The sequence below is a fragment of the Pseudomonas sp. ANT_H12B genome (assembly GCF_008369325.1).
Taxonomy (GTDB): domain Bacteria; phylum Pseudomonadota; class Gammaproteobacteria; order Pseudomonadales; family Pseudomonadaceae; genus Aquipseudomonas.
Window position 1 is genome coordinate 501,341 of sequence record NZ_VOBI01000001.1, and the last position, 24,141, is coordinate 525,481.

25 protein-coding genes are annotated in these 24,141 nt (G+C 59.6%); 14 read left to right on the plus strand and 11 right to left on the minus strand.

Going from position 1 to position 24,141, the window contains the following annotated elements; translation table 11 throughout:
* The first annotated feature begins 157 nt into the window (after window positions 1-157).
* Window positions 158-1,531, plus strand: a complete 1,374-nt coding sequence (gene ppnN, locus FQ185_RS02430; protein ID WP_149416065.1) for a nucleotide 5'-monophosphate nucleosidase PpnN — start codon at window positions 158-160, stop codon at window positions 1,529-1,531.
* A 148-nt stretch (window positions 1,532-1,679) separates the two neighbouring features.
* Here ppnN and FQ185_RS02435 read toward each other — a convergent pair whose 3' ends face one another.
* Both FQ185_RS02435 and FQ185_RS02440 read right to left on the minus strand, forming a co-directional pair.
* On the minus strand, window positions 1,680-2,744 hold the full coding sequence (locus tag FQ185_RS02435) for an alpha/beta fold hydrolase (RefSeq protein WP_149416066.1): 1,065 nt from the start codon (window positions 2,742-2,744) through the stop codon (window positions 1,680-1,682).
* A gap of 114 nt (window positions 2,745-2,858) precedes the next feature.
* The gene (locus FQ185_RS02440; RefSeq protein WP_149416067.1) at window positions 2,859-3,122 is read right to left on the minus strand and encodes a DUF2790 domain-containing protein; all 264 of its coding nucleotides are present in this window, start codon (window positions 3,120-3,122) and stop codon (window positions 2,859-2,861) included.
* A gap of 225 nt (window positions 3,123-3,347) precedes the next feature.
* On the opposite strand from FQ185_RS02440, the gene FQ185_RS02445 reads away from it, so the two are divergent.
* Complete coding sequence (locus FQ185_RS02445) at window positions 3,348-4,088, plus strand: response regulator (protein ID WP_149416068.1); 741 nt, start codon at window positions 3,348-3,350, stop codon at window positions 4,086-4,088.
* 34 nt (window positions 4,089-4,122) lie between these two features.
* Here FQ185_RS02445 and FQ185_RS30155 read toward each other — a convergent pair whose 3' ends face one another.
* On the minus strand, window positions 4,123-4,326 hold the full coding sequence (locus FQ185_RS30155; protein WP_178113484.1) for a hypothetical protein: 204 nt from the start codon (window positions 4,324-4,326) through the stop codon (window positions 4,123-4,125).
* 275 nt (window positions 4,327-4,601) lie between these two features.
* Here FQ185_RS30155 and FQ185_RS02455 point away from each other — a divergent pair, with 275 nt between their 5' ends.
* Window positions 4,602-4,982, plus strand: a complete 381-nt coding sequence (locus tag FQ185_RS02455) for a hypothetical protein (protein WP_149416069.1) — start codon at window positions 4,602-4,604, stop codon at window positions 4,980-4,982.
* A 187-nt stretch (window positions 4,983-5,169) separates the two neighbouring features.
* Window positions 5,170-5,421 (plus strand): hypothetical protein, encoded by a 252-nt coding sequence (locus FQ185_RS02460; protein ID WP_149416070.1) that lies wholly within the window; start codon window positions 5,170-5,172, stop codon window positions 5,419-5,421.
* Between the two features lie 213 nt (window positions 5,422-5,634).
* Here FQ185_RS02460 and FQ185_RS02465 read toward each other — a convergent pair whose 3' ends face one another.
* The 4 genes from FQ185_RS02465 to FQ185_RS02480 all read right to left on the minus strand — a co-directional run bounded on the left by FQ185_RS02465 (window position 5,635) and on the right by FQ185_RS02480 (window position 10,815).
* Window positions 5,635-8,076, minus strand: coding sequence for a hypothetical protein (locus FQ185_RS02465; protein ID WP_149416071.1), 2,442 nt, complete (start codon window positions 8,074-8,076; stop codon window positions 5,635-5,637).
* A gap of 186 nt (window positions 8,077-8,262) precedes the next feature.
* Window positions 8,263-9,690: an FAD/NAD(P)-binding protein gene (locus FQ185_RS02470; RefSeq protein WP_149416072.1), complete on the minus strand. Its 1,428-nt coding sequence runs from the start codon at window positions 9,688-9,690 to the stop codon at window positions 8,263-8,265.
* 118 nt (window positions 9,691-9,808) lie between these two features.
* The gene (locus tag FQ185_RS02475) at window positions 9,809-10,006 is read right to left on the minus strand and encodes a hypothetical protein (RefSeq protein ID WP_149416073.1); all 198 of its coding nucleotides are present in this window, start codon (window positions 10,004-10,006) and stop codon (window positions 9,809-9,811) included.
* A gap of 245 nt (window positions 10,007-10,251) precedes the next feature.
* Window positions 10,252-10,815 (minus strand): helix-turn-helix domain-containing protein, encoded by a 564-nt coding sequence (locus tag FQ185_RS02480; RefSeq protein WP_149416074.1) that lies wholly within the window; start codon window positions 10,813-10,815, stop codon window positions 10,252-10,254.
* Here FQ185_RS02480 and FQ185_RS02485 point away from each other — a divergent pair.
* From FQ185_RS02485 to FQ185_RS02515, 7 genes are all read left to right on the plus strand, one after another.
* Window positions 10,810-11,835: a DMT family transporter gene (locus tag FQ185_RS02485; protein WP_149416075.1), complete on the plus strand. Its 1,026-nt coding sequence runs from the start codon at window positions 10,810-10,812 to the stop codon at window positions 11,833-11,835. The two genes, FQ185_RS02480 and FQ185_RS02485, sit on opposite strands and share 6 nt — an antisense overlap.
* Window positions 11,836-12,079: 244 nt before the next feature.
* The gene (locus FQ185_RS02490) at window positions 12,080-14,998 is read left to right on the plus strand and encodes a monovalent cation/H+ antiporter subunit A (protein WP_149416076.1); all 2,919 of its coding nucleotides are present in this window, start codon (window positions 12,080-12,082) and stop codon (window positions 14,996-14,998) included.
* Window positions 14,998-15,342, plus strand: coding sequence for a Na+/H+ antiporter subunit C (locus FQ185_RS02495; protein ID WP_007986256.1), 345 nt, complete (start codon window positions 14,998-15,000; stop codon window positions 15,340-15,342). Before FQ185_RS02490 ends, FQ185_RS02495 begins: the two co-directional genes overlap by 1 nt.
* Window positions 15,339-17,024, plus strand: a complete 1,686-nt coding sequence (locus FQ185_RS02500; protein ID WP_149416077.1) for a monovalent cation/H+ antiporter subunit D — start codon at window positions 15,339-15,341, stop codon at window positions 17,022-17,024. The genes FQ185_RS02495 and FQ185_RS02500 overlap by 4 nt, the downstream gene beginning before the upstream one ends.
* Entirely contained in the window at window positions 17,021-17,509 is a 489-nt protein-coding gene (locus FQ185_RS02505; RefSeq protein ID WP_149416078.1) for a Na+/H+ antiporter subunit E, read from the plus strand. Before FQ185_RS02500 ends, FQ185_RS02505 begins: the two co-directional genes overlap by 4 nt.
* A complete protein-coding gene (locus FQ185_RS02510; protein WP_149416079.1) occupies window positions 17,506-17,784 on the plus strand; it encodes a K+/H+ antiporter subunit F in 279 nt (92 codons plus the stop codon). Before FQ185_RS02505 ends, FQ185_RS02510 begins: the two co-directional genes overlap by 4 nt.
* Entirely contained in the window at window positions 17,781-18,143 is a 363-nt protein-coding gene (locus FQ185_RS02515) for a Na+/H+ antiporter subunit G (protein WP_149416080.1), read from the plus strand. The genes FQ185_RS02510 and FQ185_RS02515 overlap by 4 nt, the downstream gene beginning before the upstream one ends.
* Window positions 18,144-18,266: 123 nt before the next feature.
* Here FQ185_RS02515 and FQ185_RS02520 read toward each other — a convergent pair whose 3' ends face one another.
* Window positions 18,267-18,704 carry a DUF3995 domain-containing protein gene (locus tag FQ185_RS02520; RefSeq protein WP_149416081.1) on the minus strand — a complete coding sequence of 146 codons (438 nt, stop codon included), beginning with the start codon at window positions 18,702-18,704 and terminating at the stop codon, window positions 18,267-18,269.
* Window positions 18,705-18,799: 95 nt separating this feature from the next.
* Here FQ185_RS02520 and FQ185_RS02525 point away from each other — a divergent pair, with 95 nt between their 5' ends.
* Both FQ185_RS02525 and FQ185_RS02530 read left to right on the plus strand, forming a co-directional pair.
* Window positions 18,800-19,186, plus strand: coding sequence for a DUF2946 domain-containing protein (locus FQ185_RS02525; protein ID WP_149416082.1), 387 nt, complete (start codon window positions 18,800-18,802; stop codon window positions 19,184-19,186).
* Window positions 19,187-19,275: 89 nt separating this feature from the next.
* Window positions 19,276-21,408: a TonB-dependent siderophore receptor gene (locus tag FQ185_RS02530; protein ID WP_149416083.1), complete on the plus strand. Its 2,133-nt coding sequence runs from the start codon at window positions 19,276-19,278 to the stop codon at window positions 21,406-21,408.
* Window positions 21,409-21,525: 117 nt separating this feature from the next.
* On the opposite strand, the gene FQ185_RS02535 is transcribed toward FQ185_RS02530, so the two are convergent.
* The 3 genes from FQ185_RS02535 to FQ185_RS02545 form a co-directional block, all read right to left on the minus strand.
* A complete protein-coding gene (locus tag FQ185_RS02535) occupies window positions 21,526-22,542 on the minus strand; it encodes an ABC transporter substrate-binding protein (RefSeq protein WP_149416084.1) in 1,017 nt (338 codons plus the stop codon).
* 116 nt (window positions 22,543-22,658) lie between these two features.
* Complete coding sequence (locus FQ185_RS02540; RefSeq protein WP_149416085.1) at window positions 22,659-22,862, minus strand: hypothetical protein; 204 nt, start codon at window positions 22,860-22,862, stop codon at window positions 22,659-22,661.
* Window positions 22,862-23,311 carry a hypothetical protein gene (locus FQ185_RS02545; protein ID WP_178113487.1) on the minus strand — a complete coding sequence of 150 codons (450 nt, stop codon included), beginning with the start codon at window positions 23,309-23,311 and terminating at the stop codon, window positions 22,862-22,864. Before FQ185_RS02545 ends, FQ185_RS02540 begins: the two co-directional genes overlap by 1 nt.
* Window positions 23,312-23,741: 430 nt before the next feature.
* Here FQ185_RS02545 and FQ185_RS02550 point away from each other — a divergent pair, with 430 nt between their 5' ends.
* The gene (locus tag FQ185_RS02550) at window positions 23,742-23,990 is read left to right on the plus strand and encodes a hypothetical protein (RefSeq protein ID WP_149416155.1); all 249 of its coding nucleotides are present in this window, start codon (window positions 23,742-23,744) and stop codon (window positions 23,988-23,990) included.
* Window positions 23,991-24,141: the final 151 nt, after the last annotated feature.

The window sequence follows — 24,141 nt, forward strand, 5'->3', positions numbered from 1 at the left end:
TGCGGGGGATTTAGCTATGCTGGGGCTCCTATTCATCTTTTCATCGTTAAACGCAGAACATGGCGATACAGCGCAGTTCGTGCCATCTTCTTTCATGGATACATACTATTCGGATGCCATTTCCCTGTATGAACGGCATCGTTTTAAGGATCATTGAATGACCCAACGACAAGTAATCAACGCCTCGGTCAGCCCCAAAGGCAGCCTGGAAACCCTCTCTCAACGTGAAGTACAGCAACTGAGCGAAGCCGGATCCGGCAGCACCTACACCTTATTCCGCCAGTGCGCCCTGGCCATCCTCAATACCGGCGCCCATGTCGATAACGCCAAGACCATCCTCGAAGCCTACAAGAACTTCGAAATCCGCATTCACCAGCAAGACCGTGGAGTACGCCTGGAACTGCTGAACGCCCCGGCGGACGCGTTCGTCGACGGCGAAATGATCGCCAGCACCCGCGAAATGCTCTTCAGCGCCCTGCGCGACATCGTCTACACCGAAAACGAACTCGACGCCCAGCGCATCGATCTGAGCACGTCCCAAGGCATCAGCGACTACGTCTTCCACCTGCTGCGCAACGCCCGCACCCTGCGCCCCGGCGTCGAGCCAAAAATCGTCGTGTGCTGGGGCGGACACTCGATCAACACCGAAGAATACAAATACACCAAGAAAGTCGGCCACGAACTGGGCCTGCGCAGCCTCGACATCTGCACCGGTTGCGGCCCCGGCGTGATGAAAGGCCCGATGAAAGGCGCGACCATCGCCCACGCCAAGCAACGCATCCACGGCGGCCGCTACCTCGGTCTGACCGAACCCGGAATCATTGCTGCCGAAGCGCCAAACCCGATCGTCAACGAACTGGTGATCCTGCCGGACATCGAAAAACGCCTGGAAGCCTTCGTGCGCGTCGGACATGGCATCATCATTTTCCCGGGCGGCGCCGGCACGGCCGAAGAGTTCCTGTACCTGCTCGGTATCCTGATGCACCCGGACAACGCCGGCCTGCCCTTCCCCGTGGTCCTCACCGGACCGAAACATGCCGCGCCGTATCTGGAGCAACTGGATGCGTTTGTCGGCGCCACCTTGGGTGAAGCTGCGAAGCAACACTACGAGATCATCATCGATGACCCGGCTGAAGTGGCACGGCAGATGACCCAAGGGCTCAAAGCGGTCAAACAGTTCCGTCGCGAGCGCAACGACGCGTTCCATTTCAACTGGCTGCTGAAAATCGACGAAGGCTTCCAGCGTCCGTTCGACCCGACTCACGAAAACATGGCCAACCTGAAACTGAGCCGCAACCTGCCGGCCCACGAACTGGCCGCCAACCTGCGCCGCGCGTTCTCCGGGATCGTCGCCGGCAACGTCAAGGACAAGGGCATCCGCCTGATCGAAGATCACGGGCCGTACCAGATCCGTGGCGATGCAGCGGTCATGCAGCCGCTGGATCAACTGCTCAAGGCCTTCGTCGCCCAACATCGGATGAAATTGCCCGGTGGCGCGGCGTATGTGCCGTGTTACCAAGTGGTTGCGTAGCTCGGTTAAAAATCATTCCCACGTTCCCGCGTGGGAATGCCTCTACGGACGCTCTGCGTTCGGCTTTGGAAGGGACGCGGAGCGTCCCGGGCTGCATTCCTTTGCTGCGCGTGGGAACGAATCAGCACACTATTCGCGGCACTGATGCTCAGAGGTTATCCGCGTCGATCACTGCCTTGGCAAAGGCTTGCGGGTCTTCCTGTGGCAAGTTGTGGCCGATGCCGCCGGTGATGAGTCGGTACTCATATTTGCCGGTGAAGCGCTTGGCATAATCCTCGGCAGCCGGATGCGGCGCCCCGTTGGCGTCACCTTCCATCGTGATGGTCGGCACCGTAATGACCGGGGCCTTGGCCAGCCGTTGCTCCAGCGCTTCATATTGAGGTTCACCCTGAACCATGCCCAACCGCCAGCGATAGTTGAAGATCGTAATAGCCACATGATCGGGGTTGTCCAGGGCCACCGCGCTGCGGTCGAAGGTGGCATCGTCGAAGGTCCATTTCGGCGACGCCAGCTCCCAGATCAACTTGGCGAAGTCATGGCGGTTTTTTTCGTAACCGGCTTGCCCGCGTTCAGTCGCGAAGTAGAACTGGTACCACCATTGCAGCTCGGCCTTGGGCGGCAACGGATTCTTGCCGGCGGCCTGATTGCCGATGAGGTAGCCGCTGACGGAGACCAGCGCCTCTACCCGCTCCGGCCAGAGCGCCGAGACGATGCCCGCCGAGCGCGCGCCCCAATCGTAGCCGCCGAGCACCGCTTTCTTGATCTTGAGCGCGTCCATAAAGTCGATGACGTCACTGGCCAGCGCAGCGGGCTGGCCGTTGCGAACAGTTTTGTCGGACAGGAAGTGCGTGTCGCCGTAGCCCCGTGCATACGGGATCAGCACCCGGTAACCCTTCGCCGCCAACAAGGGCGCCACTTCGCTATAGCTGTGAATGTCGTAGGGCCAACCGTGCAGAAGAATCACCACCGGACCGTCGGCGGGGCCGACTTCGGCGTAAGCCACATTCAGCAACCCGGCGTTGACATGCTTCAGCGGTCCGAACGAGTCCGTCTTGAGGGTGCCAGCGCTGGCCACCACGGGCTCTGGCGTCGCGGCTTGCACATTGACAGCACCAAGGGCGCCCAACTGCATCAGCGCGAACGCGAGAATCGACGGGCCAAGGAAACGGCAACGGCGCGAGTCGGATGTATTGCTCAACACACTGATCTTCATTGTGATTTCCTGCGAGTCATGGACCTGGTATCTGGACGACGCGAGTCAGCCATCGCGCTTGGCGAGCAGGCTGTGCATTCGTCGGTTTCGACAGCAATGAGCGTAGTGCAAAGATCAGCCGCCCTGATTACCGCACTCTGCGAACTTGATGTAATCGAAGGCTTTCTGCGTGCCACTGGAATCAAGGTACGTCAGGCGGGCATCGACAATGCCGCAATTGCCGCCATCGTTGTCGACGATGGAAACCACCTTCTTGATATCGAGGTGGGTGCCGTGAGAACTTGTCTGCGCCGGGGCTTGAACATCGGCATGGGCCGAAAACGCTGCAACGTTCAGGACCGCGAAGAAGCTGGCGGCAATCAATTTGTTCCAGTTCATGGTGATTTCCTCAGGGTTGCAATGGGCGGTGGTTGCGAGGCAAGTCGTCTTGTCTCGATGGAACCCATTTAATCGGCCCGAGGTATCTGCCCTGTGTCGTAAATCAGGCTAATTGAGGCGTAACGTGTCACACAGGGCACGGGATACAGTGCGATACAAATGCCGGCATGCAGGTTCGGCATGGCTTGCGAATGTGCAACATACGAATAACAAGAGGGTTGAGCGATGGAACATGTGAACCACATCCTGATCGTCGACGACGACCGGGAAATTCGTGAACTGGTCGGTAATTACCTGAAGAAGAACGGCCTGCGCACGACGGTGGTTGCCGACGGCCGGCAAATGCGCAGCTTTCTCGAAGCCAACACCGTGGACCTGATTGTGCTGGACATCATGATGCCCGGCGATGACGGCCTGCTGCTGTGCCGCGAATTGCGTTCGGGCAAGCACAAAGCCACACCGATCCTGATGCTGACCGCACGCAACGACGAAACCGATCGTATCCTCGGCCTGGAAATGGGCGCCGACGACTACCTGACCAAACCCTTCGCCGCCCGTGAGTTGCTGGCGCGGATCAACGCTGTGCTGCGCCGCACCCGCATGCTGCCACCGAACCTGCTGATCACCGAAAGCGGCCGATTGTTGCGGTTCGGCCGCTGGCGCCTGGACACCACCGCCCGACACTTGCTCGACGACGACGGCACGATGGTGGCCCTCAGTGGGGCCGAATATCGGCTGCTGCGGGTGTTCCTCGATCACCCCCAGCGAGTGCTCAGTCGTGACCAGTTGCTCAACCTGACCCAGGGCCGCGATGCAGACCTGTTCGATCGCTCCATCGACTTGCTGGTGAGCCGTTTGCGCCAACGGTTGATGGATGATTCGCGCGAGTCGACCTACATCAAAACCGTGCGCAGCGAAGGCTACGTGTTCTCCTACCCGGTGGAATTGCTCGGCGCAGACGCGTGAAATTCTCCCTGGGTTGGCCGCGCATGCGGGTGTCTCAGTGGCTACATCCCGGATTATTGCTGGCCGCAGCGCTCTGCATCAGCATCGATTCCAGCAGGGCGTGGACCGCGTCGACTACAAAGGCAAAAGCATCACCTTCAGCGGCGACATCGATGCCCACGCCCACACCGCGCTGACGCAACTCGCCAAGGGCTGCAATGTGCTGGTGTTCAATGCCCCCGTTCTTGATCCGCCCCATTCACCACCAGCGCTTTATGCGCTGCACACCGCACCCGGCGACATCGGCAAGATCAGCGCCGCAGCTCAAGTGTCTCGAACCGGACTTGATAGGTATGTTCCGAAGGGTTTTGTATCCGTCTGTATAAGAACCCTCGACAGATACGCAGATCGCGATTTCAGGGCATTCAGGCACACATCACCGATACACCCGAGCGTTTAACTGTGAACACCAGATAGCACTGACTCACTCAGCGCTACTGACCCACTCATACTAAAGCGCACGGAGAATCACCCATGTTCAACTTCTCGAAAGTCTCGTCCCTGGCACTCGGTCTGGCACTGGTCGGTGGTCTCGGCCTGTCGAACCTGGCTTCGGCCAACACCATGAGCGCTGCGTCCCACAGTCAGATCCAGCAACTGCTGGTGGAAGGTGGCTCGGATCGGCTGCAAAACAATCGCATGGCTGAATATGGCTCTGAAAACCTGCAAAACAATCGTGTGGCTGAAGGTGGCTCGGATCGCCTGATCGAGAATCGCGTGGCTGAAGGCGGTGCCGACCGTTTGCAAGAGCTTCGCGAACGTGTTGCCTCGATCAGCCCGGGCAATGCAGTGCGCGGCGGTGTGATCGTCGCGGAAAACCGCGCCGAGTTCGGTTCGAAATATCAGCGGTATTGATCTCGGGCCAGAGGTTGATCGTTCCCACGCTCTGCGTGGGAACGATCAGTCGAGGTCCTCGTAATGAAACGGCACCTGGCAATGGATCAACGCTCTCGATATCAACTATGCGCAAGGGTGTTTTCTCATCGCGACGCTCCAGCACTACAGTGGCCACATCTTCTCCCCACCCTTCTGGAGCAACATCATGAAAAGCATCATCGGTCTTGGTTTCGCCCTGTCGGTTCTTGGCGCTACATCCGCCATTGCCGCCCCACACGCCACGTCGCAAGTCGTTGCAGCGGCTAATGTCAGCCAACCGGCAACACTGAACGTGAACACCGTCGGCATCGACACTGAACGCAAAGGCAGCGTCAACCTGCAACAAAATGCCGAACAAACCAAACTGTACGTCGCGGAAAACCGACCTGAATTCGGTTCCAAGTATCAGCGTTACTGAGTGGCTGGTTTGAATTGCCGGAAACAAGAAACCCCGCTTTGTGCGGGGTTTCTTGCGTTATGGGCTAGCGATATCCATGGCCGTAGATTGAGGTTCGGCCTGTGGATCAATGCTGCAATGGTGGAACCCCCACACCTGGACGGCAAATAAATACACTACCTTTTTGAAGCCTATTCAATAGTTTCAATCTCTTCGCCCGCTTCTTCGCCATTTTTAAGTCGAGGGAAGCGCTTTTATACATATAGCCGGCGCCCTGGCGCTCGTTCCTCCTGCGCTCTGCCAAATCCACTGATTTGGATACTTGTACCCCGTACGTCGAAGGGTATGTGGGAAACCGTTAGTGGTACGTCCCGTGATATGAATATCGGAACCGGAATGTGCAATGTATTTTTCCTTCAGCGCCGCCAGCAGAACAGTATCGTATTGCTGGATAGGGCTTCCACCTACTGAACTGATCCAAGAACGAGCCTCATCGTGGCTAAGCCCTTCGGGATTGTGCAAAATCTGAAAGACATTCGATGTCTGCACGGGATAACTTTTTTCTTTTGCTGGTTTGGATGAATCCCTGACTCTAATCACGGTGGCCCCGTTACCCACGCTGCGAACAGTACCCGTGTTGTCCACTGTAGCTATCGCCGCGTTATAGGAAAAATAGGTATAAGGCGGACGCCCACCCTGAGGGATGCGTTGCGCAAAACTCCCGATGGCATCACCTCTTTTTTCCCAGTTGAGTGACGCTGCCGCGATGGGGTTTCTTCCCTGCAATTGCATGAGAGAAGTATCAATATTCACGTCAGAGATCACGCTGTAAGTCTGAACAGGGAAAGTCACTGCTTCACTTTCATTTCTGCTGCCGCCTAATGCCGCCTTAAATGTGATGGAGAGAGAGGAGCCATGTTTCAGGTTTTTAAGCTGGCTGAGGTTCAGAGACTTGGTGAAGTAACGGAGATCGATCCACGCCTGGTTGACATAGGAACCCGGTGCACTTGAGGGGACTGCCTCATAGGGAGTTCCGTCATTGTTAGTACCTTGCAGGCGTATCCAGATGAATTGCAGTCTAGCAATGAGTGGCCAGTCGCTCATTCGAAAAGTAGCCGTGATCAGACTGTTCACATTCAGGAAGGGGCCATTTCCGGCATTATCAGCTTCTTCAATGATCGGCGAATTCAAGACCGAGGCAGGCAAGGTACCTATGTTCAAGGCCAATGGCCGCGACGTATAGGATTTGCCATCGCGGGTAATCGTGAAGGTCACGGTCACCGGCTTGCCCAAGTTGAACGCTAGCACCGAGACCGGTAGTGCGATGTTTAACCCGACTTCACTGATCGGCTTCGCCGGTGTGGTATGCGAGCCACCCGCCGGGGTGCCCGGTGCACCCGCAAAGGTGACGCTCAGCAAATCGGCAGGCCGTGTACCTTGCACAGGAACGACAACCGTCAGTGTGTCCTTGGCCTTGACCGGCTGCAGAGTGCTGCCGTCCGGCTCCGCTTCCCGCACTTTCGGCGCGTTGAACTCCGGTACTGCTTCGCCGGTTACCCGCGCCATCGCCATTTTGGAGCTGCCGACCAGAGCGCCGCCCCTGAGCAAGTCATACACCACCGTCACCATACTGTCGGCCAGCACTTTGTCGTTGGCAACTTCCAGAATGCAGGGGTTTTTCTGCCCGAAGTCGTCCGCCTCCACCACCCCGCTCACCGTCACCACGACGTCCGGTTGACCTTCGATTTTCGCGGTATAGGTGGCGTTGATCGTATCCCCCCGTTGAAAACGTGGCCCAGCGGTCAGCACGATCAGCAGCAGCGGTTTGCTGCCGAGTTTTACAAGATCAATGAGGCCCGGATCGTCCGTAGTGTCCTCCCGGATTTCTCGCAAGACCGCCGCCGGCAAACGTTTCCCGGCCAGATCCACATCCACTTCCGTTGTGGCCGACCAGGGCGAATCGGTATCCGGGGAGTTTTTCAGTTGATCGGTTACCGTGAAGGAGAACTTGAACGTCGCACTGTCGCCGCCCGAGAGATCGGCACGGGTCACGGGGAAACAGACGGTGACCGGCGTGTCCGAGCCCGGGAGCGGAGCTTCGGCCTCCGTCACCGTGTGAAACACGTCATGGCCATTGCAGTTCAGACGAATCTCGTCATGGGCCCGGCAGTACGGATAGGACACACACACCTGAGCGCTGACGAAATCGGCGCCGACGCCGTTTTTGATGGCGTCGGGCAATAACAATTCGAGTCGCGAATGGCCCTCGACACCAGGGTCGGAGTCTTGATTGCCGGGACGAATGGCGTTGTACAACATCGTCAGCAGTGGGGTCGAAGTGCCCATGTTCTGGCTGCCGCGCACCACCGTGTAGGTCAGCTGATTGAGCGCATCGGCGAGGAGCATGTTTTTCGGTAGATACAGCGTTGTATTGCTGTTGTCGCTCTGAGTCTTCGCATTGACGATGTCGGACTGACCGTTGAGATTGAGGCGGACGGTATCCCCCGCTAACTGCCCAAAATAAGCCAACACCTCAATGATCAACCCGATGGGCTCAAGGTCATAAATATGCAGTGGTATTCCGTAATGAGCCCCCACCACCGATTCGGTACCTCTGGGAATCCTCGGCGGATACAGCGCCATGACGTGATTGTCGGGCAATTCGGGAGTTGTCATGTTTGAGGCTCCTGCACGATAGGCATTGGCAGGAGTTATCAAACAGTGCGGCAGTCATTTCGGCTACTGTCATATCTGACAGGTAAAGGAAGGTTCCCGACAAGCGGCTCTGGCGCGAAGTACCCATCGAAAGACTGCCAGAAATAACAAACCCCGCTTGATGCGGGGTTTAGTGCATTTGAAGACTCAGCGAACCAAACGCTCGGCCAACGCCTTGGCCTGTAGCGCCACATCCGTGACCGCTGTGCTTTCCCACCACATCCCCCGCAACGGCGGCCCCATGGCGAATAACCGTTCGGCGACCTGTCCCTCAGCGCCCAGCACCGCACCGTCGCCTGCCGCCGCAATCCCTAACGCCAAAGGTCCCGGCCGCACCAACCCACGCGCTAACAATTGCTGTGGCAGCGGGCGGGCGACCCGTCGCCAGTCGTATTCGATGCCGCTGGAGTTGATCAATGCCGCGCCGCTGACGACCGATGTTTGGGCCTCGCCGCGACGTCGAATGCGAATGTTCACTTCGCCGTTCACCGAAGGCTCAAGCCCCTTGAACGACGCTGCCTGAATTCGCAAGCGCCCTTCCTTGTGCAATCGTGCCACCAGCTCGGCGCTCAACGGTGGCGAGCGGTGGTGATGACTTTCCCACCACGGCCGCACATGTCGCACGAACTGCCGACGCTGGACGTCCGTTGCCTGATTCCACAATCGGCCGATGTGCACCCGCACGGTGTCGAGCGGTGCTTGCCAGTCGATGCCTTGCGCGATGGCCTCGCGGCAATGCCGGCGCAGTTCGCGCACCAGCTGTCGTGGTGTGCGAATGCTGTGATCTTCGGCGAGAAAATCCGTCCAGATCGGTGGTTGTCGGCGCACGTGAGGCAGCAACCCATGACGGGAAAACACCTCGATCGGCCCGCGATGCCCGGCCTGTTCAAGCGACACCACGGCGTCGACCATGGTCAGGCCCGAGCCGATGATCAGCACCGTCGACAGAGGGTCGAGCTGCTGCATGGCGGCGACATCCCAAGGATCGAGTGCCGCAGCGTTCAGGCCGCTGGATTCAGTCTGCGGCGTGCGCGCGGCGGGGAACATTCCCGTCGCCAACACCGCATAAGCGCCCTGCAAGCGCTGCCCGTCACTCAAGGTCAGCAGCACCGAATCGTCTTGAGTTTGCAGGTCGGTCACCTCTGCCCGCACATGCTCGACTGTTGAGCCATTCACCGCCCCAACGGCTTGCGCTTCGGCCAGGCGCTGCTGCACGTACAAGCCAAAAATCCCCCTCGGCGGGAACAATTCACTGACCGGTACGTGCTGTTCATCGGACTCCGGCCAGCCGCCGGCGGCAATGTATTCGCTCAGCCATTGGGTCAGGTCATCGGCGTTGTCCGGGTCGACGCTCATGCGCGCCGCATTACCGTTGAGCGTATGCCCCAATTCGACTGCGCTGTACGCCTCGCCCCGGCCGAGTTCGGCGCGGGGTTCGATCACCAGCACCTGGCGTTTGCCCGGCAGGCGCAGCAACTGCGCCGCCAGCATCGCGCCGCTGAGGCCGCCGCCGACGATCAGGATGTCTGCGTGGCGAATGGCGGGAGTTGCCTGTGCGCTTGGTGTTTCAGTCATGGCGTTCTCACGGATCCGTTGAGGCGTACTTGAGCGCCACATTAGTAGTTTGCTCGGCAAACAGGAAGCTCACCTGTTCGTCAGGGCCGGATTCATGCGATGTCCCGTTTGAATTCAGTCAGCCAGGCTCGGATCGAGCGTCGGGTGTGCGAGTGGCCTGCCAGATGAAATGCAGATGCGGAGTATCCAAGGCGGCATTCCCATGTGGAGCATGGGAAGGATCAAAGCGTGCGGCGCACTTGTGAGCGATGGCAATCGCCTCCACGTCCGAGCGGATCACATGGGCGGCGCGAGGGCGGTGGGCAGAGGTTGTCATGGCGTGACTCCGGAGTCAGGCGAATACAGCGTGGCCGTGGAGTACTCTGAGTTTCCGCCCTCGTAGTAAGCGATGTATTTAAATTCCTTATTGCGCCCTACATGGCTACTTAGCGACGTTTTATTCACCGGAATCTTGTAAACATCATCACTAGGCTTAACGACGTATCCTCGAACTATTAGTACGTCACTGATGAATATGTCAAAGGAGTACCAACTGCGTTCCTGGTTCGTGGGAATCCCGGATCAAATCACCACATTGCGCACAAACCGCGCCGCCACCACCCCATCGTTGCGATAGGAATGAGGCTGATTGCTGGCGAACATGAAGAACTCACCGGCGGCGATTTTCTGTGGCTGGCCGCCGAGCATCAGGGTCAGGCAGCCTTCAAACACATAAAGCTGTTCGCTGTAGCCATCGGCATCCGGTTCCGACGGGTAATGCTCGCCCGGTTCCAGGCGCCATTCCCAGAGTTCGACTTCACGGGTGGCGTTGGCCTTGGCCAGCAACACTGCTTTACTGCCGGGAATCGCTCCGGCCCAGGCCACTTCGTTGATGCGGCTCGGATCGCGCGCATCCGGAGCCTGGATCAGGTCGCTGAAAGCAACCTCCAGCGCTTCGGCCACGCGATCGAGGGTGGTCAGGCTGACGTTCTTCTCACCGGCCTCGATGGCCACCAGCATCCGGCGGCTGACCCCGGACTTCTCGGCCAGGGCGGTCTGGCTCATGTCGGCGGCATGGCGCAAGCGTCGAATGTTCTGGCTGACGTGCTGAAGGACCGAAGCCCGCTGCGTGGAATCTTTGTGCACTATATTGCTCACTTGGTGGGGTTGGGCAGTATACTGCGCAACATTCGGCGCATTGTGCGTCCCCCTCAGGTAGCGCGCAAGGTCATGACGTCGGTGAACTCCCCCCAGGCTTCTTCCCGTTTCTCGCGGTTCAGCAAGGCCGAGTGCGTGCTGGTGCTGATCACCATGGTCTGGGGCGGAACATTCTTGCTGGTGCAGCATGCAATGACCGTCAGCGGGCCGATGTTCTTCGTCGGCCTGCGATTTGCCGCTGCAGCGATCATTGTCGCGCTGTTCTCCTGGCGGCGCCTGCGGGAACTGACTCTGTTTGAACTCAAGGCCGGGGCTTTTATCGGCGTGGCGATCATGCTCGGTTATGGTTTGCAGACCGTCGGGTTGCAGAGCATTCCCAGCAGTCAGTCGGCGTTTATTACCGCGTTGTACGTCCCCTTCGTGCCGTTGCTGCAATGGCTGGTGCTGGGGCGTCGTCCGGGGTTGATGCCGAGCATCGGGATCATGCTGGCGTTCACCGGGTTGATGCTGCTGTCGGGACCGGCCGGCGCTTCTTTCAATTTCAGTCCCGGTGAAATCGCCACGTTGATCAGCGCCGTGGCGATTGCGGCGGAGATCATTCTGATCAGCACTTATGCGGGCCAGGTCGATGTGCGTCGGGTGACGGTGGTGCAACTGGCGGTGACTTCGGTGCTGGCGTTTTTGATGGTGGTGCCGACTCAGGAAGTAATTCCCGACTTCTCGTGGCTGTTGTTATGCAGCGCGTTGGGGTTGGGCGCAGCGAGTGCAGCAATTCAGGTGGCGATGAACTGGGCGCAGAAGAGTGTTTCGCCGACTCGGGCGACGCTGATCTATGCCGGGGAGCCGGTGTGGGCCGGGATTGTCGGGCGGATTGCCGGGGAGCGGTTGCCGGCGATTGCCTTGCTGGGGGCGGGGTTGATTGTGGCGGCGGTAATTGTCAGTGAGCTGAAGACCAAAGGTAAGGCTGCTGCGCCTGAGGAAGAGCTGGAGCAGGAAACACAGGGTTAAGGCTCGGAATCTGCAGCGTTTGAAAGACGGCCATCGCGGGCAAGCCCGCTCCCACAGGGTTAGCGCAATCCTTGTGGGAGCGGGCTTGCCCGCGAAGGGCCGGCACAGGCGAAATCCTTCTCCCTGAAACAATGTGAATCAGGTTTTTTCCGTCTACCTTGTAGGATTCTGCGACAGCTTGGCGTTTGGTGATCCGGGAGCTGGCACGTATGATGCTTCACAAACTTCCGCAGATTAGAAGCCTATGTCCCTGATAGTTCTACTGCTTCTGCCTTTTATTGGCAGCTGTCTGGCAGCCTTGTTGCCACACAACGCGCGTAACACCGAATCGCTGTTGGCTGGCCTGGTGGCCTTGATTGGCACCGTTCAGGTCGCCCTCTTGTACCCGCAGATCGCCCACGGCGGCGTCATCCGCGAAGAATTCTTCTGGCTACCGAGCCTGGGCCTGAACTTCGTCCTGCGCATGGACGGTTTCGCCTGGCTGTTCTCGATGCTGGTGCTGGGCATCGGCACGCTGGTTTCGTTATACGCCCGCTATTACATGTCGCCGGACGATCCGGTGCCGCGATTCTTTGCGTTTTTCCTGGCGTTCATGGGCGCGATGCTCGGACTGGTGATTTCCGGCAACCTGATCCAGATCGTATTTTTCTGGGAGCTGACCAGTCTCTTCTCGTTTTTGTTGATCGGCTACTGGCACCACCGCGCCGATGCGCGACGTGGTGCTTATATGGCGCTGATGGTCACCGGCGCAGGCGGCTTGTGTCTGCTGGCGGGGGTCATGCTGCTCGGCCATGTGGTCGGCAGCTATGACCTGGACAAGGTCCTGGCCGCCGGCGATCTGATTCGCGCGCATACCCTCTACCCTATTCTGCTACCCCTGATCCTGATCGGCGCCCTGAGCAAAAGCGCACAATTTCCCTTCCACTTCTGGCTGCCCCACGCCATGGCGGCGCCGACACCGGTTTCGGCCTATCTGCACTCGGCGACCATGGTCAAGGCTGGCGTATTTCTGCTCGCGCGGCTGTGGCCTTCACTCTCCGGCAGCGAAGAATGGTTCTACATCGTCAGCGGCGCCGGCGCCTGCACCCTGTTGCTCGGCGCGTACTGCGCGATGTTCCAGAACGACCTCAAGGGCTTGCTGGCCTACTCGACCATCAGCCACCTGGGCCTGATCACTCTGCTGTTGGGCCTGAACAGTCCGTTGGCCGCCGTGGCCGCGGTGTTCCACATTCTCAACCACGCCACCTTCAAGGCCTCGCTGTTCATGGCCGCCGGGATCATCGACCACGAAAGTGGCACCCGCGACATACGCAAACTCAGTGGCCTGATCAAGCTGATCCCGTTCACCGCCACCCTGGCCATGGTCGCCAGCGCCTCGATGGCCGGTGTGCCGCTGCTCAACGGCTTCCTCTCGAAAGAGATGTTCTTCGCCGAAACCGTGTTCATCAACGCCACGGCGTGGATCGAGATGACTCTGCCGATTGTCGCGACCATCGCCGGCACCTTCAGCGTCGCCTACTCCCTGCGTTTTACCGTCGACGTGTTCTTCGGCCCGACCGCCACCGACCTGCCGCACACCCCGCACGAACCACCACGCTGGATGCGTGCGCCGGTGGAATTGCTGGTGTTCGCCTGCCTTGTGGTTGGGATTTTCCCGGCGCAGGTGGTCGGCCCGTTGCTCGCTGCCGCGGCCCTGCCGGTCGTCGGCGGCGCCCTGCCGGAATACAGCCTGGCGATCTGGCACGGCTGGAACGCGCCGATGATCATGAGCCTGGTCGCCATGTCCGGCGGCATCGTGCTTTATCTACTGCTGCGTAATCAGCTCAAGCGCGGCCGCTTCAAATACCCGCCGATCATTGGCCGGTTCAACGGCAAGCGCCTGTTCGAACGCAGCCTGGTGATCATGATGCGCCTGGCCCGTCGTATCGAGCGGCGGATCAGCACCAAACGCCTGCAAACCCAGCTGTTTCTGGTGGTGCTCGCCGCCGTGCTGGCCGGGTTGATCCCGATGCTCCACAGCAGCCTGAGCTGGGGCGACCGGCCGAAGATTCCGGGCTCGATCGTGTTCGTGACCTTCTGGCTGCTGGCCATTGCCTGTGCCCTCGGCGCGGCGTGGCAGGCCAAGTATCACCGGCTCGCGGCCCTGACCATGGTCAGCGTCTGTGGCCTGATGACCTGCGTGACCTTCGTCTGGTTCTCGGCACCGGATCTTGCGCTGACGCAACTGGTGGTCGAAGTGGTGACCACGGTGCTGATCCTCCTTGGTCTGCGCTGGTTGCCGCGCCGGATCGAAGACGTTTCGCCGCTGCCAAGCACCCTGCGCAAGGCACGCATCCGCCGTATCCGCGACTTGCTGCTGTCGACCGTGGTCGGTGGCGGCATGGCGCTGCTGGCTTATGCAATGCTGACGCGCCAGACGCCCAACGACATTTCCTCGTTCTACCTCAGTCGCGCCCTGCCAGAAGGCGGCGGCAGCAACGTGGTCAACGTGATGCTGGTGGACTTCCGCGGCTTTGACACACTCGGTGAAATCACCGTGCTGGTGGCCGTGGCCCTGACCGTGTTCGCTCTGTTGCGACGCTTCCGTCCGCCGAAAGAAAGCCTGCAGTTGCCGGCCCAACAACGTCTGCTCGCGCCCGACGTGGTCACCGACCTCGTCAACCCGCGTCAGGCCAGCGACACCGCGCTCGGCTTCATGATGGTGCCGGCGGTGCTGGTGCGCCTGCTGCTGCCGATTGCGTTTGTGGTGTCGGTCTACCTGTTCATGCGCGGGCACAATCAACCGGGCGGCGGGTTTGTCGCCGGTCTGGTGATGTCGGTGGCGTTCATCCTGCAATACATGGTCGCCGGCACCCAGTGGGTCGAGGCGCAAATGAGCCTGCGACCGCTGCGCTGGATGGGCACCGGGTTGTTGTTCGCCACGGTCACCGGGCTCGGGGCGATGGCGGTCGGGTATCCGTTCCTGACCACCCACACCTGGCATTTCGAGTTGCCGGTGCTGGGCGACATTCACGTCGCCAGTGCGCTGTTCTTCGACATCGGCGTGTACTCGGTGGTGGTCGGTTCGACGCTGTTGATCCTCACCGCCCTCGCCCACCAATCGGTTCGCGGTCACAAAACCGCTGCCCTGCCCAGATCCGTCGCCACGAAAGGAGCCGTCTGATGGAAGAAGTCATCGCAATCGCCATCGGCGTGCTCGCCGCGTCCGGCGTCTGGCTGATCCTGCGGCCACGGACATTTCAGGTGGTCATGGGCCTGTGCCTGCTGTCTTACGGCGTCAACCTGTTTATCTTCAGCATGGGCAGTCTGTTTATCGGCAAGGAGCCGATCATCAAGGACGGTGTGCCACAAGACCTGTTGCACTACACCGACCCGCTGCCGCAAGCGCTGGTATTGACCGCGATCGTCATCAGCTTCGCCATGACCGCGCTGTTCCTGGTGGTGCTGCTGGCCTCCCGGGGCTTGACCGGTACCGACCATGTGGATGGCCGGGAGCCTAAAGAATGAATCTGATGCCGCACCTGATCGCTGCACCGATTCTGCTGCCGCTGCTGACCGCCGCCGTGATGCTGATGCTGGGCGAGAAACATCGTCCGTTGAAGGCCAAGATCAACCTGTTCTCCAGCCTGCTGGGCTTGGGCATCGCCGTGCTGTTGCTGCAATGGACTCAGGAGACGGGCGTCCCCGGCTCCATCGGCGTGTACCTGCCGGGCAACTGGCAGGTGCCGTTCGGCATCGTGCTGGTGGTCGATCGCCTGTCGGCGCTGATGCTGGTGCTGACCGGAATCATCGGGGTCAGCGCCCTGCTGTTCGCCATGGCCCGATGGGACGGCGCCGGTTCGAGCTTCCACGCGCTGTTCCAGATCCAGATGATGGGCCTTTACGGCGCATTCCTGACGGCGGATCTGTTCAACCTGTTTGTGTTCTTCGAAGTGCTGCTGGCGGCTTCTTACGGCCTGATGCTCCATGGCTCGGGCCGGGCGCGGGTGTCGTCGGGGCTGCATTACATCTCGATCAACCTGTTGGCCTCGTCGCTATTTCTGATTGGCGCGGCACTGATTTACGGCGTCACCGGCACCCTGAACATGGCCGACCTGGCCCTGAAAATCCCATTGGTACCCGAAGCCGATCGCGGCCTGCTGCATGCCGGCGCGGGCATTCTCGCGGTAGCGTTTCTGGCGAAGGCCGGGATGTGGCCGCTGAACTTCTGGCTGGTGCCGGCCTATTCCGCGGCCAGCGCGCCGGTGGCGGCGATGTTCGCGATCATGACCAAGGTCGGCGTTTACACCTTGTTGCGTCTGTGGACCTTGCTGTTCTCCGGTCAGGCCGGGGCGTCGGCGTACTTCGGCGGCGACTGGCTGATCTATGGCGGCATGGCGACCATCGTCTGCGCGGCGGTGGCGATCCTCGCCGCGCAACGCCTGGAACGCATGGCCAGCCTGAGCATTCTGGTGTCGGCCGGGATTCTGCTGTCGGCCATCGGTTTTGCTCAACCGAACCTGATCGGCGCGGCGCTGTTCTATCTCGTCAGCTCGACCCTGGCGTTGAGCGCGCTGTTCCTGCTGGCGGAGTTGATCGAGCGTTCGCGTTCGGCCAATGAAATGCCGCTGTTCGATGACGGCGACCTGCTGCCACGGCCGATGGAATCCTTGCAGCCGCCCAAAGGCATCAACCTCGATGACGAGCAAAAAGCCGTGGTCGGCCAGGTGATCCCCTGGACCATGGCGTTCCTCGGGTTGAGCTTCATTGCATGCGCCCTGCTGATCATCGGTATGCCACCGCTCTCCGGGTTTATCGGCAAAGTCGGCCTGCTCAGCGCCCTGCTCAATCCGCTGGGCCTGGGCAATGGCAGCGATGAGCCGGTTGCCAATGCCGCGTGGGGCTTGCTGGCGTTGCTGATCCTCTCCGGGCTGGCATCGTTGATCGCCTTCTCGCGCTTGGGTATCCAGCGTTTCTGGACACCCGAGGAGCGGCCGTCGCCGTTGCTGCGACGCTTCGAATGCGTGCCGATCATCGCGCTGCTGGGCTTGAGCATTGCACTGACCTTCAAGGCTGAACCGCTGCTGCGCTACACCCAGGCGGCCGCTGAAGCCCTGAACAACCCGCAGCAATACGTGATGGCGGTGCTCGGCACCCGTGCGATCCCGAGCCCGGAAGCCAAAGCCGCAATAGCGGAGGTCAAACCATGAAGCGTCTGTTCCCTGCTCCCTGGTTGTCCCTGGCGCTGTGGCTGTTGTGGCTGGTGCTGAACCTGTCGATGAGTCCCGGCAATCTGCTGTTGGGCGCGGCGCTGGGGTTCTGCGCGCCGTTGATGATGCGCAAGTTGCGGCCGCTGCCGATCCGCATTCGTCGCCCTGGCGTGATTGTGCGTTTGGTCTTTCTTGTCGGTCGCGATGTGGTGGTGTCCAACCTCGCCGTGGCCTGGGGCGTGCTGAATGCCGGCCGCCGGCCGCCGCGCTCGCAGTTCATCAAGGTGCCGCTGGACTTGCGCGATGCCAACGGCCTGGCGGCGCTGTCGATGATCTGCACGGTGGTGCCCGGTACGGTCTGGTCGGAACTGGCGCTGGATCGCAGCATTCTGTTGCTGCATGTCTTCGATCTGGATGACGAAGCGCTGTTCATCCAGCACTTCAAGGCGACCTATGAGCGCCCCTTGATGGAGATCTTCGAATGAGCCCGCTGCTGACGAACGCGATTCTGCTGAGCCTGTTCATCTTTTCGCTGGCGATGATCCTGACCCTCATCCGCCTGTTCAACGGACCGTCGGCCCAGGACCGGGTTCTGGCGCTGGATTACCTGTACATCATTGCGATGCTGATGATGCTGACGCTGGGCATTCGCTATTCCAGTGACACGTACTTCGAGGCGGCGCTGCTGATTGCGCTGCTCGGTTTCGTCGGTTCGTTTGCCTTGGCGAAATTCCTGTTGCGTGGCGAGGTGATCGAATGAACGCTGAACTGTCTTTGTGGGTGGAAATTCCGGTGGCGATCCTGCTGGTGGTCAGCGCCCTGTTCGCGCTGATTGGTGCGATTGGTCTGGTGCGGATGAAGGATTATTTCCAGCGCATGCACCCACCGGCGCTGGCCTCGACATTAGGCGCGTGGTCCGTGGCACTGGCCTCGATCATTTACTTTTCGGCGCTCAAGTCCGCGCCGGTAGTGCATGCCTGGCTGATTCCGATTCTGTTATCGATTACGGTGCCGGTGACCACGCTGTTGCTGGCCCGGGCGGCATTGTTCCGCAAGCGCATGGCGGGAGATGAGGTGCCGGCCGAGGTGAGTAGTCGGCGCACGGAGAGCGGGAGTTAAGTTCGCAGATTTGTGTTGATAGGACGGGCCTCATCGCGGGCAAGCCCGCTCCCACAGAGATCGTGTGAACACTGACGATCCTGTGGGAGCGGGCTTTCCCGCGATGACGATGGATCGGTCACCTCAAATCCAGGCAACTGCCAACAACCCCGCCCCCAACACCACACACAACGGCGAATAGGCCCAGGTATCGAGCCGGGCAAACTTCGAATCCTTGACCTGTTTAAAAAACCCCACCAGATTCGAATCGCCGATCGCGCGGGCGAACATCAGCATTGCAATCGCACTGATCACCCATTGCAGCGACCAGTGATGCACCGTCGGCAGATACAGGCCGACCCGCAGGCACACCAGTATCGCGATCAGCAGCAAACCGACCGCCACCAGCAACGTGGCAAAGCCCGAAGGCTTGAATGCGGGCCTTGATTCCCCACCGCCCTCTGAGGGCACTCGCGGCACTGCCGCCTCGCTACCCAACTTGCCACCCGCCGCCCAGTACAGGTGGACCAGGCTGATCAACAGGAAGATTGCAGCCATCCATTGCGCGACCATTAGGCTCATATTCAGATTTCCAGCGTGAAATGTTGCAGCAGGATGAACTTCCTTGAACGTTTTTGTAAGGGTATTCGTGATCGACGGTGGTAAAGTGCCGCTCCATGAAATTAGCCCGAACCGATCGCTCACTCATTGCCTGGATGCTCTATTGCTGCGTCCTGTTCAATGTGTTCGCCTGCAGCATCGGCCACGGGCAAATGGTCGGGCTGCAACTCAACGGTCTCGGCGGCCAGTTCTGTACAGCCGACCCGGCCACTCAGGTGCCAGCCTCCCCGAGCACCTCCGAAGACAAGCTGCCGACCCTGTCCAAGGCCTTCGGTTGCCCGTTGTGTTCCACCGGCGGCATGGGCCCGGCGCTCAACTCCAGCCTGACCCTGGCGATTCTTCCGCAGCAGCACAGCCCGCCGTTGGCCGTCATCGCCAACGCCGACCTCCCTTCCCGCTTCACCTGGCCTTCGGCCAATCCTCGCGCGCCGCCGCTCGCCTGAGTTTCTTTGCCTTTTCCGATCAGCTCACCGCGCCAACGCGTGACGTTCGCCTGTGCGCTGTTTCCTAGACGAGAATTCAGGATTCATCGATGAAACGCATTCCTTTGCTGGCAAGTCTGTTCGGCTGTTTGTCTGTTAACACCTGGGCGCAATCCACTGTCAATCTCGCGCCAATCACCATTGATGGCGACGCTGCCACTGCGCCGGGGCTGAGCCTCGATCAATCCAGCGGCATTGCCTCGCGTCTGGGCTTGAGTGTGCGAGAAACGCCGGCCTCGGTAGCCGTGGCCAACCGCAACGACATCGAGCGCCACGGTGCGCAGAATTTCCAGGACGCCGCCAACACCCTGCCCGGGGTGAATGCCAGCGCACCGCCGGGCTTTGGCGGATTCGTCTCCTACCGTGGCTTTACCAGCAGCCAGATCACCCAAATGTTCAACGGTATCAATGTTTCCGGCGGACTTGCCCGGCCAGTGGATGCCTGGATCTATGATCGGGTGGAACTGGTGGGTGGCCCATCGTCGCTGATCAACGGTGCCGGCTCCGTTGGCGGTTCGCTGAACTACGTGACCAAACTGGCGACCCGTGAAGAGCAAGCCGTCGAAGGTCGGGTCAGCTACGGCACTTACGACACCACCGAGACGTCTTTTGGCCTCAACCACGCCCTGAGCGAGGCTGGGGCGGACGTGCAGCACTACGCGCGCCTCGATGTCAGCCACAACACCGGCAACGGCTACATCGACCGTCAGGAGCGCGATGCCTGGAGCGTGGCGTTTTCCTTGCTCAGCGACCTGACACCGAACCTGTCCCACACCCTGGCGCTGGAATATCAGGACGAACACGAAGACAGCCCTTACTGGGGCACACCCGTGCTCAATCCCAAGGCCGGTGAACTGAAAATCGACAAGCACAACCGATTCAACAACTACAACGTCGAAGATGGCCGCTACGAGCAGCGCACGATCTGGGCTCGCTCGATCATCGACTACCGGATCAACGACAGCACCACGCTGCGCAACACCCTCTACCACCTCGACAGCCAACGCGATTACCGCAACCTGGAAACCTACCAGTACAACGCCGACAACAGCGCCGTGAACCGCTCCACGGCGTATCAGGTTCGGCATCAGGGCGAACAGAACGGCAACCAGTTCGAACTGCGCCACGACAACACACTGTTTGGTCTGGACACCACCTGGTCCGGCGGTTTCGAGTACAAGGTCAACCAGACCACCAACTCACCGCTCAACGTCAAAGGTGCAAGCACTGTCGACCCGAACAATTTTCAGCCCGGGCATTTCTATGACATCCCGGGCACCCGGCCGGGCTTTGTCAGCGACAAGACCAATGACGTCACGACCAAAGCCTTGTTCGCCGAGAACCGTTTGGCGCTGACCGACAAGCTGGCGTTGCTGACCGGTTTGCGTTACGACGACATCGACCTGGACGTGACCAATCACCGTGAAGTGACCGCCAGCAATCCCCGGCACCTCAAACGCAGCTGGGAGCCGGTGACCGGTCGCGTCGGCCTGACCTACCAGTTCATTCCCGACGCCAACGTCTACGTGCAATACAGCACCGCCGCCGAACAGCCCAATGGCACTCAAGACTTCGACGTCTCCACGGGCAAGCAATGGGAAGTCGGCAGCAAGTTCGATTATCTGGACGGGCGTGGTTCGGCGACAGTGGCGGCGTACACCATCGAGCGCAAGGACTTCGCGGTGACCGATCCACTGGACCCGACCGCCAGCATCCCGGTCGGGCAGCAGACGTCCAGGGGTATCGAATTGGCCAGTTCGTTGCGGATCACCGACAAGCTATTGGCTGAAGGCAACTTCGCCTGGGTCGACGCCCGGTACGACGAATTCACCGAGAAGAACGCCGCCGGTGTGGTGGTTTCACGCAAAGGCAATACACCAACCAACGTGCCGGACCGGGTCGGCAATCTGTGGCTGACCTATGATTTCGCGCCGCAATGGCAAGGAGGCGTCGATGCCCGATACGTGGCCTCGGTGTTTGCCGACAGCGCCAACACAATGACCCTGCCGTCGTACACGCTCTATGGCACGTTCCTCAGTTACAAGGTTGATCAACACACCACCGTCACCGGCCGTGTGCGCAACCTGACCAATGAGGTGTACGCCGAGTTTGCGCATGTTTCACCGGCGTATTACCTCGGCACGCCGCGCACCTTCGAGTTGGCGGTGCAAACGCGATTCTAAAAGCTTCGCGAGCAAGCACGCTCCCACACCGAATCTTCAGTGTTCACACAACCCCTGTGGGAGAGGGCTTGCCCGCGATTGCAGTAGTCGGCACAACACCCCCCTCCAACCAACCCCTTACTTCAGTTCAGCAGACACTTTATCCGCCACATCCTTCGGCACCCACGCCTGCCAAACATCCGGGTGCGCCTTCATGAATGCCTCCGCCGCCTGCCGTGGCGGGGTGTGTTTTTCGCTCATTTGCGCCAGAGCCTTGTTCAACGGATCGATCGGAAAGTCGACCTTGCTGAAGAACTCGGCAATCTGCGGATACTGTTTCTGGAATGGCGTGGACACGCCGATGGACAGCTTGGACGGCAGTGAGCGAGTTGGTTTCGGGTTCGGGTTATCCGCGTCGGTCAGGGTTTTCCAGGCGTCGGCGTCGAATGGCGGCTCTTCGAGTTGAACCAGTTTGAAGCGACCGAGCAAAGGTGTTGGCGACCAGTAATAGAACAGCACCGGTTTGCCACGACGAATCGATGAGCTGATTTCCGCGTCCAGTGCCGCCCCCGAACCGCTGCGGAAGTTCACATAGCTGTCGTCCAGCCCATAGGCCCTGAGCTTCTGCTTGTTGACCACTTCCGAGGTCCAGCCGATCGGACTGTTAAGGAAGCGTCCTTTGCCCGGGGTTTCCGGATCGCTGAACACGTCCTTGTATTTGGGCAGGTCGCTGACACTGCGCAGGCCCGGCGCCAGCGCTTTGATGCCTTTGGCCGCGTCGCCCTTGATCACATATTCGGGCACCCACCAACCTTCGGTGGCGCCCTTGACCGTATCGCCCAGGCTCACGACTTTGCCTTCGGCCTCAGCCTTGACCCAGACCGGACTGCGACCGGCCCATTCTTCGCCAATGACCTGAATGTCATTGTTGGCTAGTGCGGTCTCCAGGGTGATGGTCGTTCCCGGCAAGGTATCGGTCGGCAGCCCATAGCCCTTCTCGACGATGATCCGCAGGATGTCGGTGATCAGGCTGCCGCTTTCCCAGTTCAGGTCGGCGAAGTGGATCGGCGCCTGGGCCGCGAACACCGGAACCGGTGAAGCCAACAAACCGAACGTGGCCAACGTAGCCGCCAGCAACCGTCGAAATCCGTTCATGCTTTTGCACCTCGTGCTGTACAGCAATAGCAGGATGGCCTGGCAGAAGACCGCAAAGCCTCTGAATACTCAGTCAACTGACTGTAGTAGAGGTTCCTGCTTTGGAGGGATGTCGATTAATTTTCGGAAAGTTCCTGCAAGCGCGCCAGCTCTCTTCGTACCATGCTGGCGTACTCCGCCGGCCGCAGTATGTAGATCTGTGATGCCACCCAACCCAGCCATGAGCCCTGCAAAACAACCTTCTGCTCGAACAGCCGCCGGGCCTCGACGCGGACGCTGGCCTGGTTCTGTTCATGGAAATCGGCGCGGGTCAGGGGCATTACTCGCTGGCCTTGAAGGTGACCAGTTCACCCTTGCGCCACTTGGCAGCCTTTGCGGTAACGGCTTTCAGGGTTTTGGTCAGGCCTTCCTGCAACTGTTGGTGGGCGGCAAACACCATCACCACGCTATGCCCTTCCTTGAACACAATAGCCTGGCCATCAGCGGTGGTGACGAAAGCGTAGTCACCCAACCCGTACACGGTCAGTTTGATTTCACGGAATTTGATGTCCAGCTTGCCGCCTTCGCGACTGGGTAATACAGAGGCGCTGAAATGATCGCCGACCTTGAGTTTAAGCCCTGGTTTGTCATCAACCACCAGCGCTTCTTCGGTGTCGATCTCGGCAATGTAAATGCCTTCAGCATTCTGTTCGGTGATGTAAACGAAACGTGACTGGAACTGTTTAACCAGCTTTGCGCGCAAATCACCCAGCACGAACAAAGCATGCATATCGAGATTACTTACTGCCAAGGACCCATCCCCACATCTGAAAATGATGCCGCACGCTAAAAAAGCGAACAGCAGAAAAAAAAGCCGCAATGCCGAAGGTGTAGCCAAATGACCCGGGTTGAATCCTGAAACGAGCTGAGCGCTCATCCATCGCGAGGGAGAAGACTACTGGAATGTCACTCACGTCGTCTTGCCTGGCGTTCGTCAGAGGTTGAAGGAAAACGCCCTTCTGACTGCCAGAAAAACCGGATTACCAACTTTAGGGAAAAAACTCTTTAAAAAAAGCACTTTTCCGACATATCGCCAGCAAAAAATTGCTTTAGATGAACATCAATCGCCAACCAGTGACGGTGATTCTAGAGCAGCGATGCTCATTGAGACTACCCAAAACCACGTACACACGTCGGTAAAACAACGAAAAGGATTTCATATGTGCACGCTGACACACTTCGCTCACCCCCTGGCACCTTACACAAACAGCACGCCGACTCTGCACCCGCTGATGTGGCAACAGCATGAATACCCCCCTGAAGAGCCTGCCCCGCCCAGGTTTCAGGTCATTCTGGCCGGCAATGCCTTCTTCCACATCAAGGAAATTTCCACAGGCCGCGTCAGAGGTTTCCGAGGCAATCATAACGAAGCCTGCGCCCTTGCCCGATCTCTTGAGTTACGCCGTTGACGGTCCTGCCACGCTCATTTCCATAGACGCTTCGTCATGCCGACGACTTAACTCAGCCGTCGGCAGGCAACTACTGCCATACTGCCCGACCAATGAAACCCGTCCCCAGGGCGGACGGCGTTCAAAACAACAGACTATTTCCAAGGGAAGG

Bases quoted from the DNA above. Each gene is read 5' to 3' on its own strand.
- ppnN (WP_149416065.1), top strand. From the start codon at position 158: ATGACCCAACGACAAGTAATCAACGCCTCGGTCAGCCCCAAAGGCAGC.
- FQ185_RS02435 (WP_149416066.1), bottom strand. From the start codon at position 2,744: ATGAAGATCAGTGTGTTGAGCAATACATCCGACTCGCGCCGTTGCCGT.
- FQ185_RS02440 (WP_149416067.1), bottom strand. From the start codon at position 3,122: ATGAACTGGAACAAATTGATTGCCGCCAGCTTCTTCGCGGTCCTGAAC.
- FQ185_RS02445 (WP_149416068.1), top strand. From the start codon at position 3,348: ATGGAACATGTGAACCACATCCTGATCGTCGACGACGACCGGGAAATT.
- FQ185_RS30155 (WP_178113484.1), bottom strand. From the start codon at position 4,326: ATGGGGCGGATCAAGAACGGGGGCATTGAACACCAGCACATTGCAGCC.
- FQ185_RS02455 (WP_149416069.1), top strand. From the start codon at position 4,602: ATGTTCAACTTCTCGAAAGTCTCGTCCCTGGCACTCGGTCTGGCACTG.
- FQ185_RS02460 (WP_149416070.1), top strand. From the start codon at position 5,170: ATGAAAAGCATCATCGGTCTTGGTTTCGCCCTGTCGGTTCTTGGCGCT.
- FQ185_RS02465 (WP_149416071.1), bottom strand. From the start codon at position 8,076: ATGACAACTCCCGAATTGCCCGACAATCACGTCATGGCGCTGTATCCG.
- FQ185_RS02470 (WP_149416072.1), bottom strand. From the start codon at position 9,690: ATGACTGAAACACCAAGCGCACAGGCAACTCCCGCCATTCGCCACGCA.
- FQ185_RS02475 (WP_149416073.1), bottom strand. From the start codon at position 10,006: ATGACAACCTCTGCCCACCGCCCTCGCGCCGCCCATGTGATCCGCTCG.
- FQ185_RS02490 (WP_149416076.1), top strand. From the start codon at position 12,080: ATGTCCCTGATAGTTCTACTGCTTCTGCCTTTTATTGGCAGCTGTCTG.
- FQ185_RS02495 (WP_007986256.1), top strand. From the start codon at position 14,998: ATGGAAGAAGTCATCGCAATCGCCATCGGCGTGCTCGCCGCGTCCGGC.
- FQ185_RS02500 (WP_149416077.1), top strand. From the start codon at position 15,339: ATGAATCTGATGCCGCACCTGATCGCTGCACCGATTCTGCTGCCGCTG.
- FQ185_RS02505 (WP_149416078.1), top strand. From the start codon at position 17,021: ATGAAGCGTCTGTTCCCTGCTCCCTGGTTGTCCCTGGCGCTGTGGCTG.
- FQ185_RS02510 (WP_149416079.1), top strand. From the start codon at position 17,506: ATGAGCCCGCTGCTGACGAACGCGATTCTGCTGAGCCTGTTCATCTTT.
- FQ185_RS02515 (WP_149416080.1), top strand. From the start codon at position 17,781: ATGAACGCTGAACTGTCTTTGTGGGTGGAAATTCCGGTGGCGATCCTG.
- FQ185_RS02520 (WP_149416081.1), bottom strand. From the start codon at position 18,704: ATGAGCCTAATGGTCGCGCAATGGATGGCTGCAATCTTCCTGTTGATC.
- FQ185_RS02525 (WP_149416082.1), top strand. From the start codon at position 18,800: ATGAAATTAGCCCGAACCGATCGCTCACTCATTGCCTGGATGCTCTAT.
- FQ185_RS02530 (WP_149416083.1), top strand. From the start codon at position 19,276: ATGAAACGCATTCCTTTGCTGGCAAGTCTGTTCGGCTGTTTGTCTGTT.
- FQ185_RS02535 (WP_149416084.1), bottom strand. From the start codon at position 22,542: ATGAACGGATTTCGACGGTTGCTGGCGGCTACGTTGGCCACGTTCGGT.
- FQ185_RS02540 (WP_149416085.1), bottom strand. From the start codon at position 22,862: ATGCCCCTGACCCGCGCCGATTTCCATGAACAGAACCAGGCCAGCGTC.
- FQ185_RS02545 (WP_178113487.1), bottom strand. From the start codon at position 23,311: ATGCATGCTTTGTTCGTGCTGGGTGATTTGCGCGCAAAGCTGGTTAAA.
- FQ185_RS02550 (WP_149416155.1), top strand. From the start codon at position 23,742: ATGTGCACGCTGACACACTTCGCTCACCCCCTGGCACCTTACACAAAC.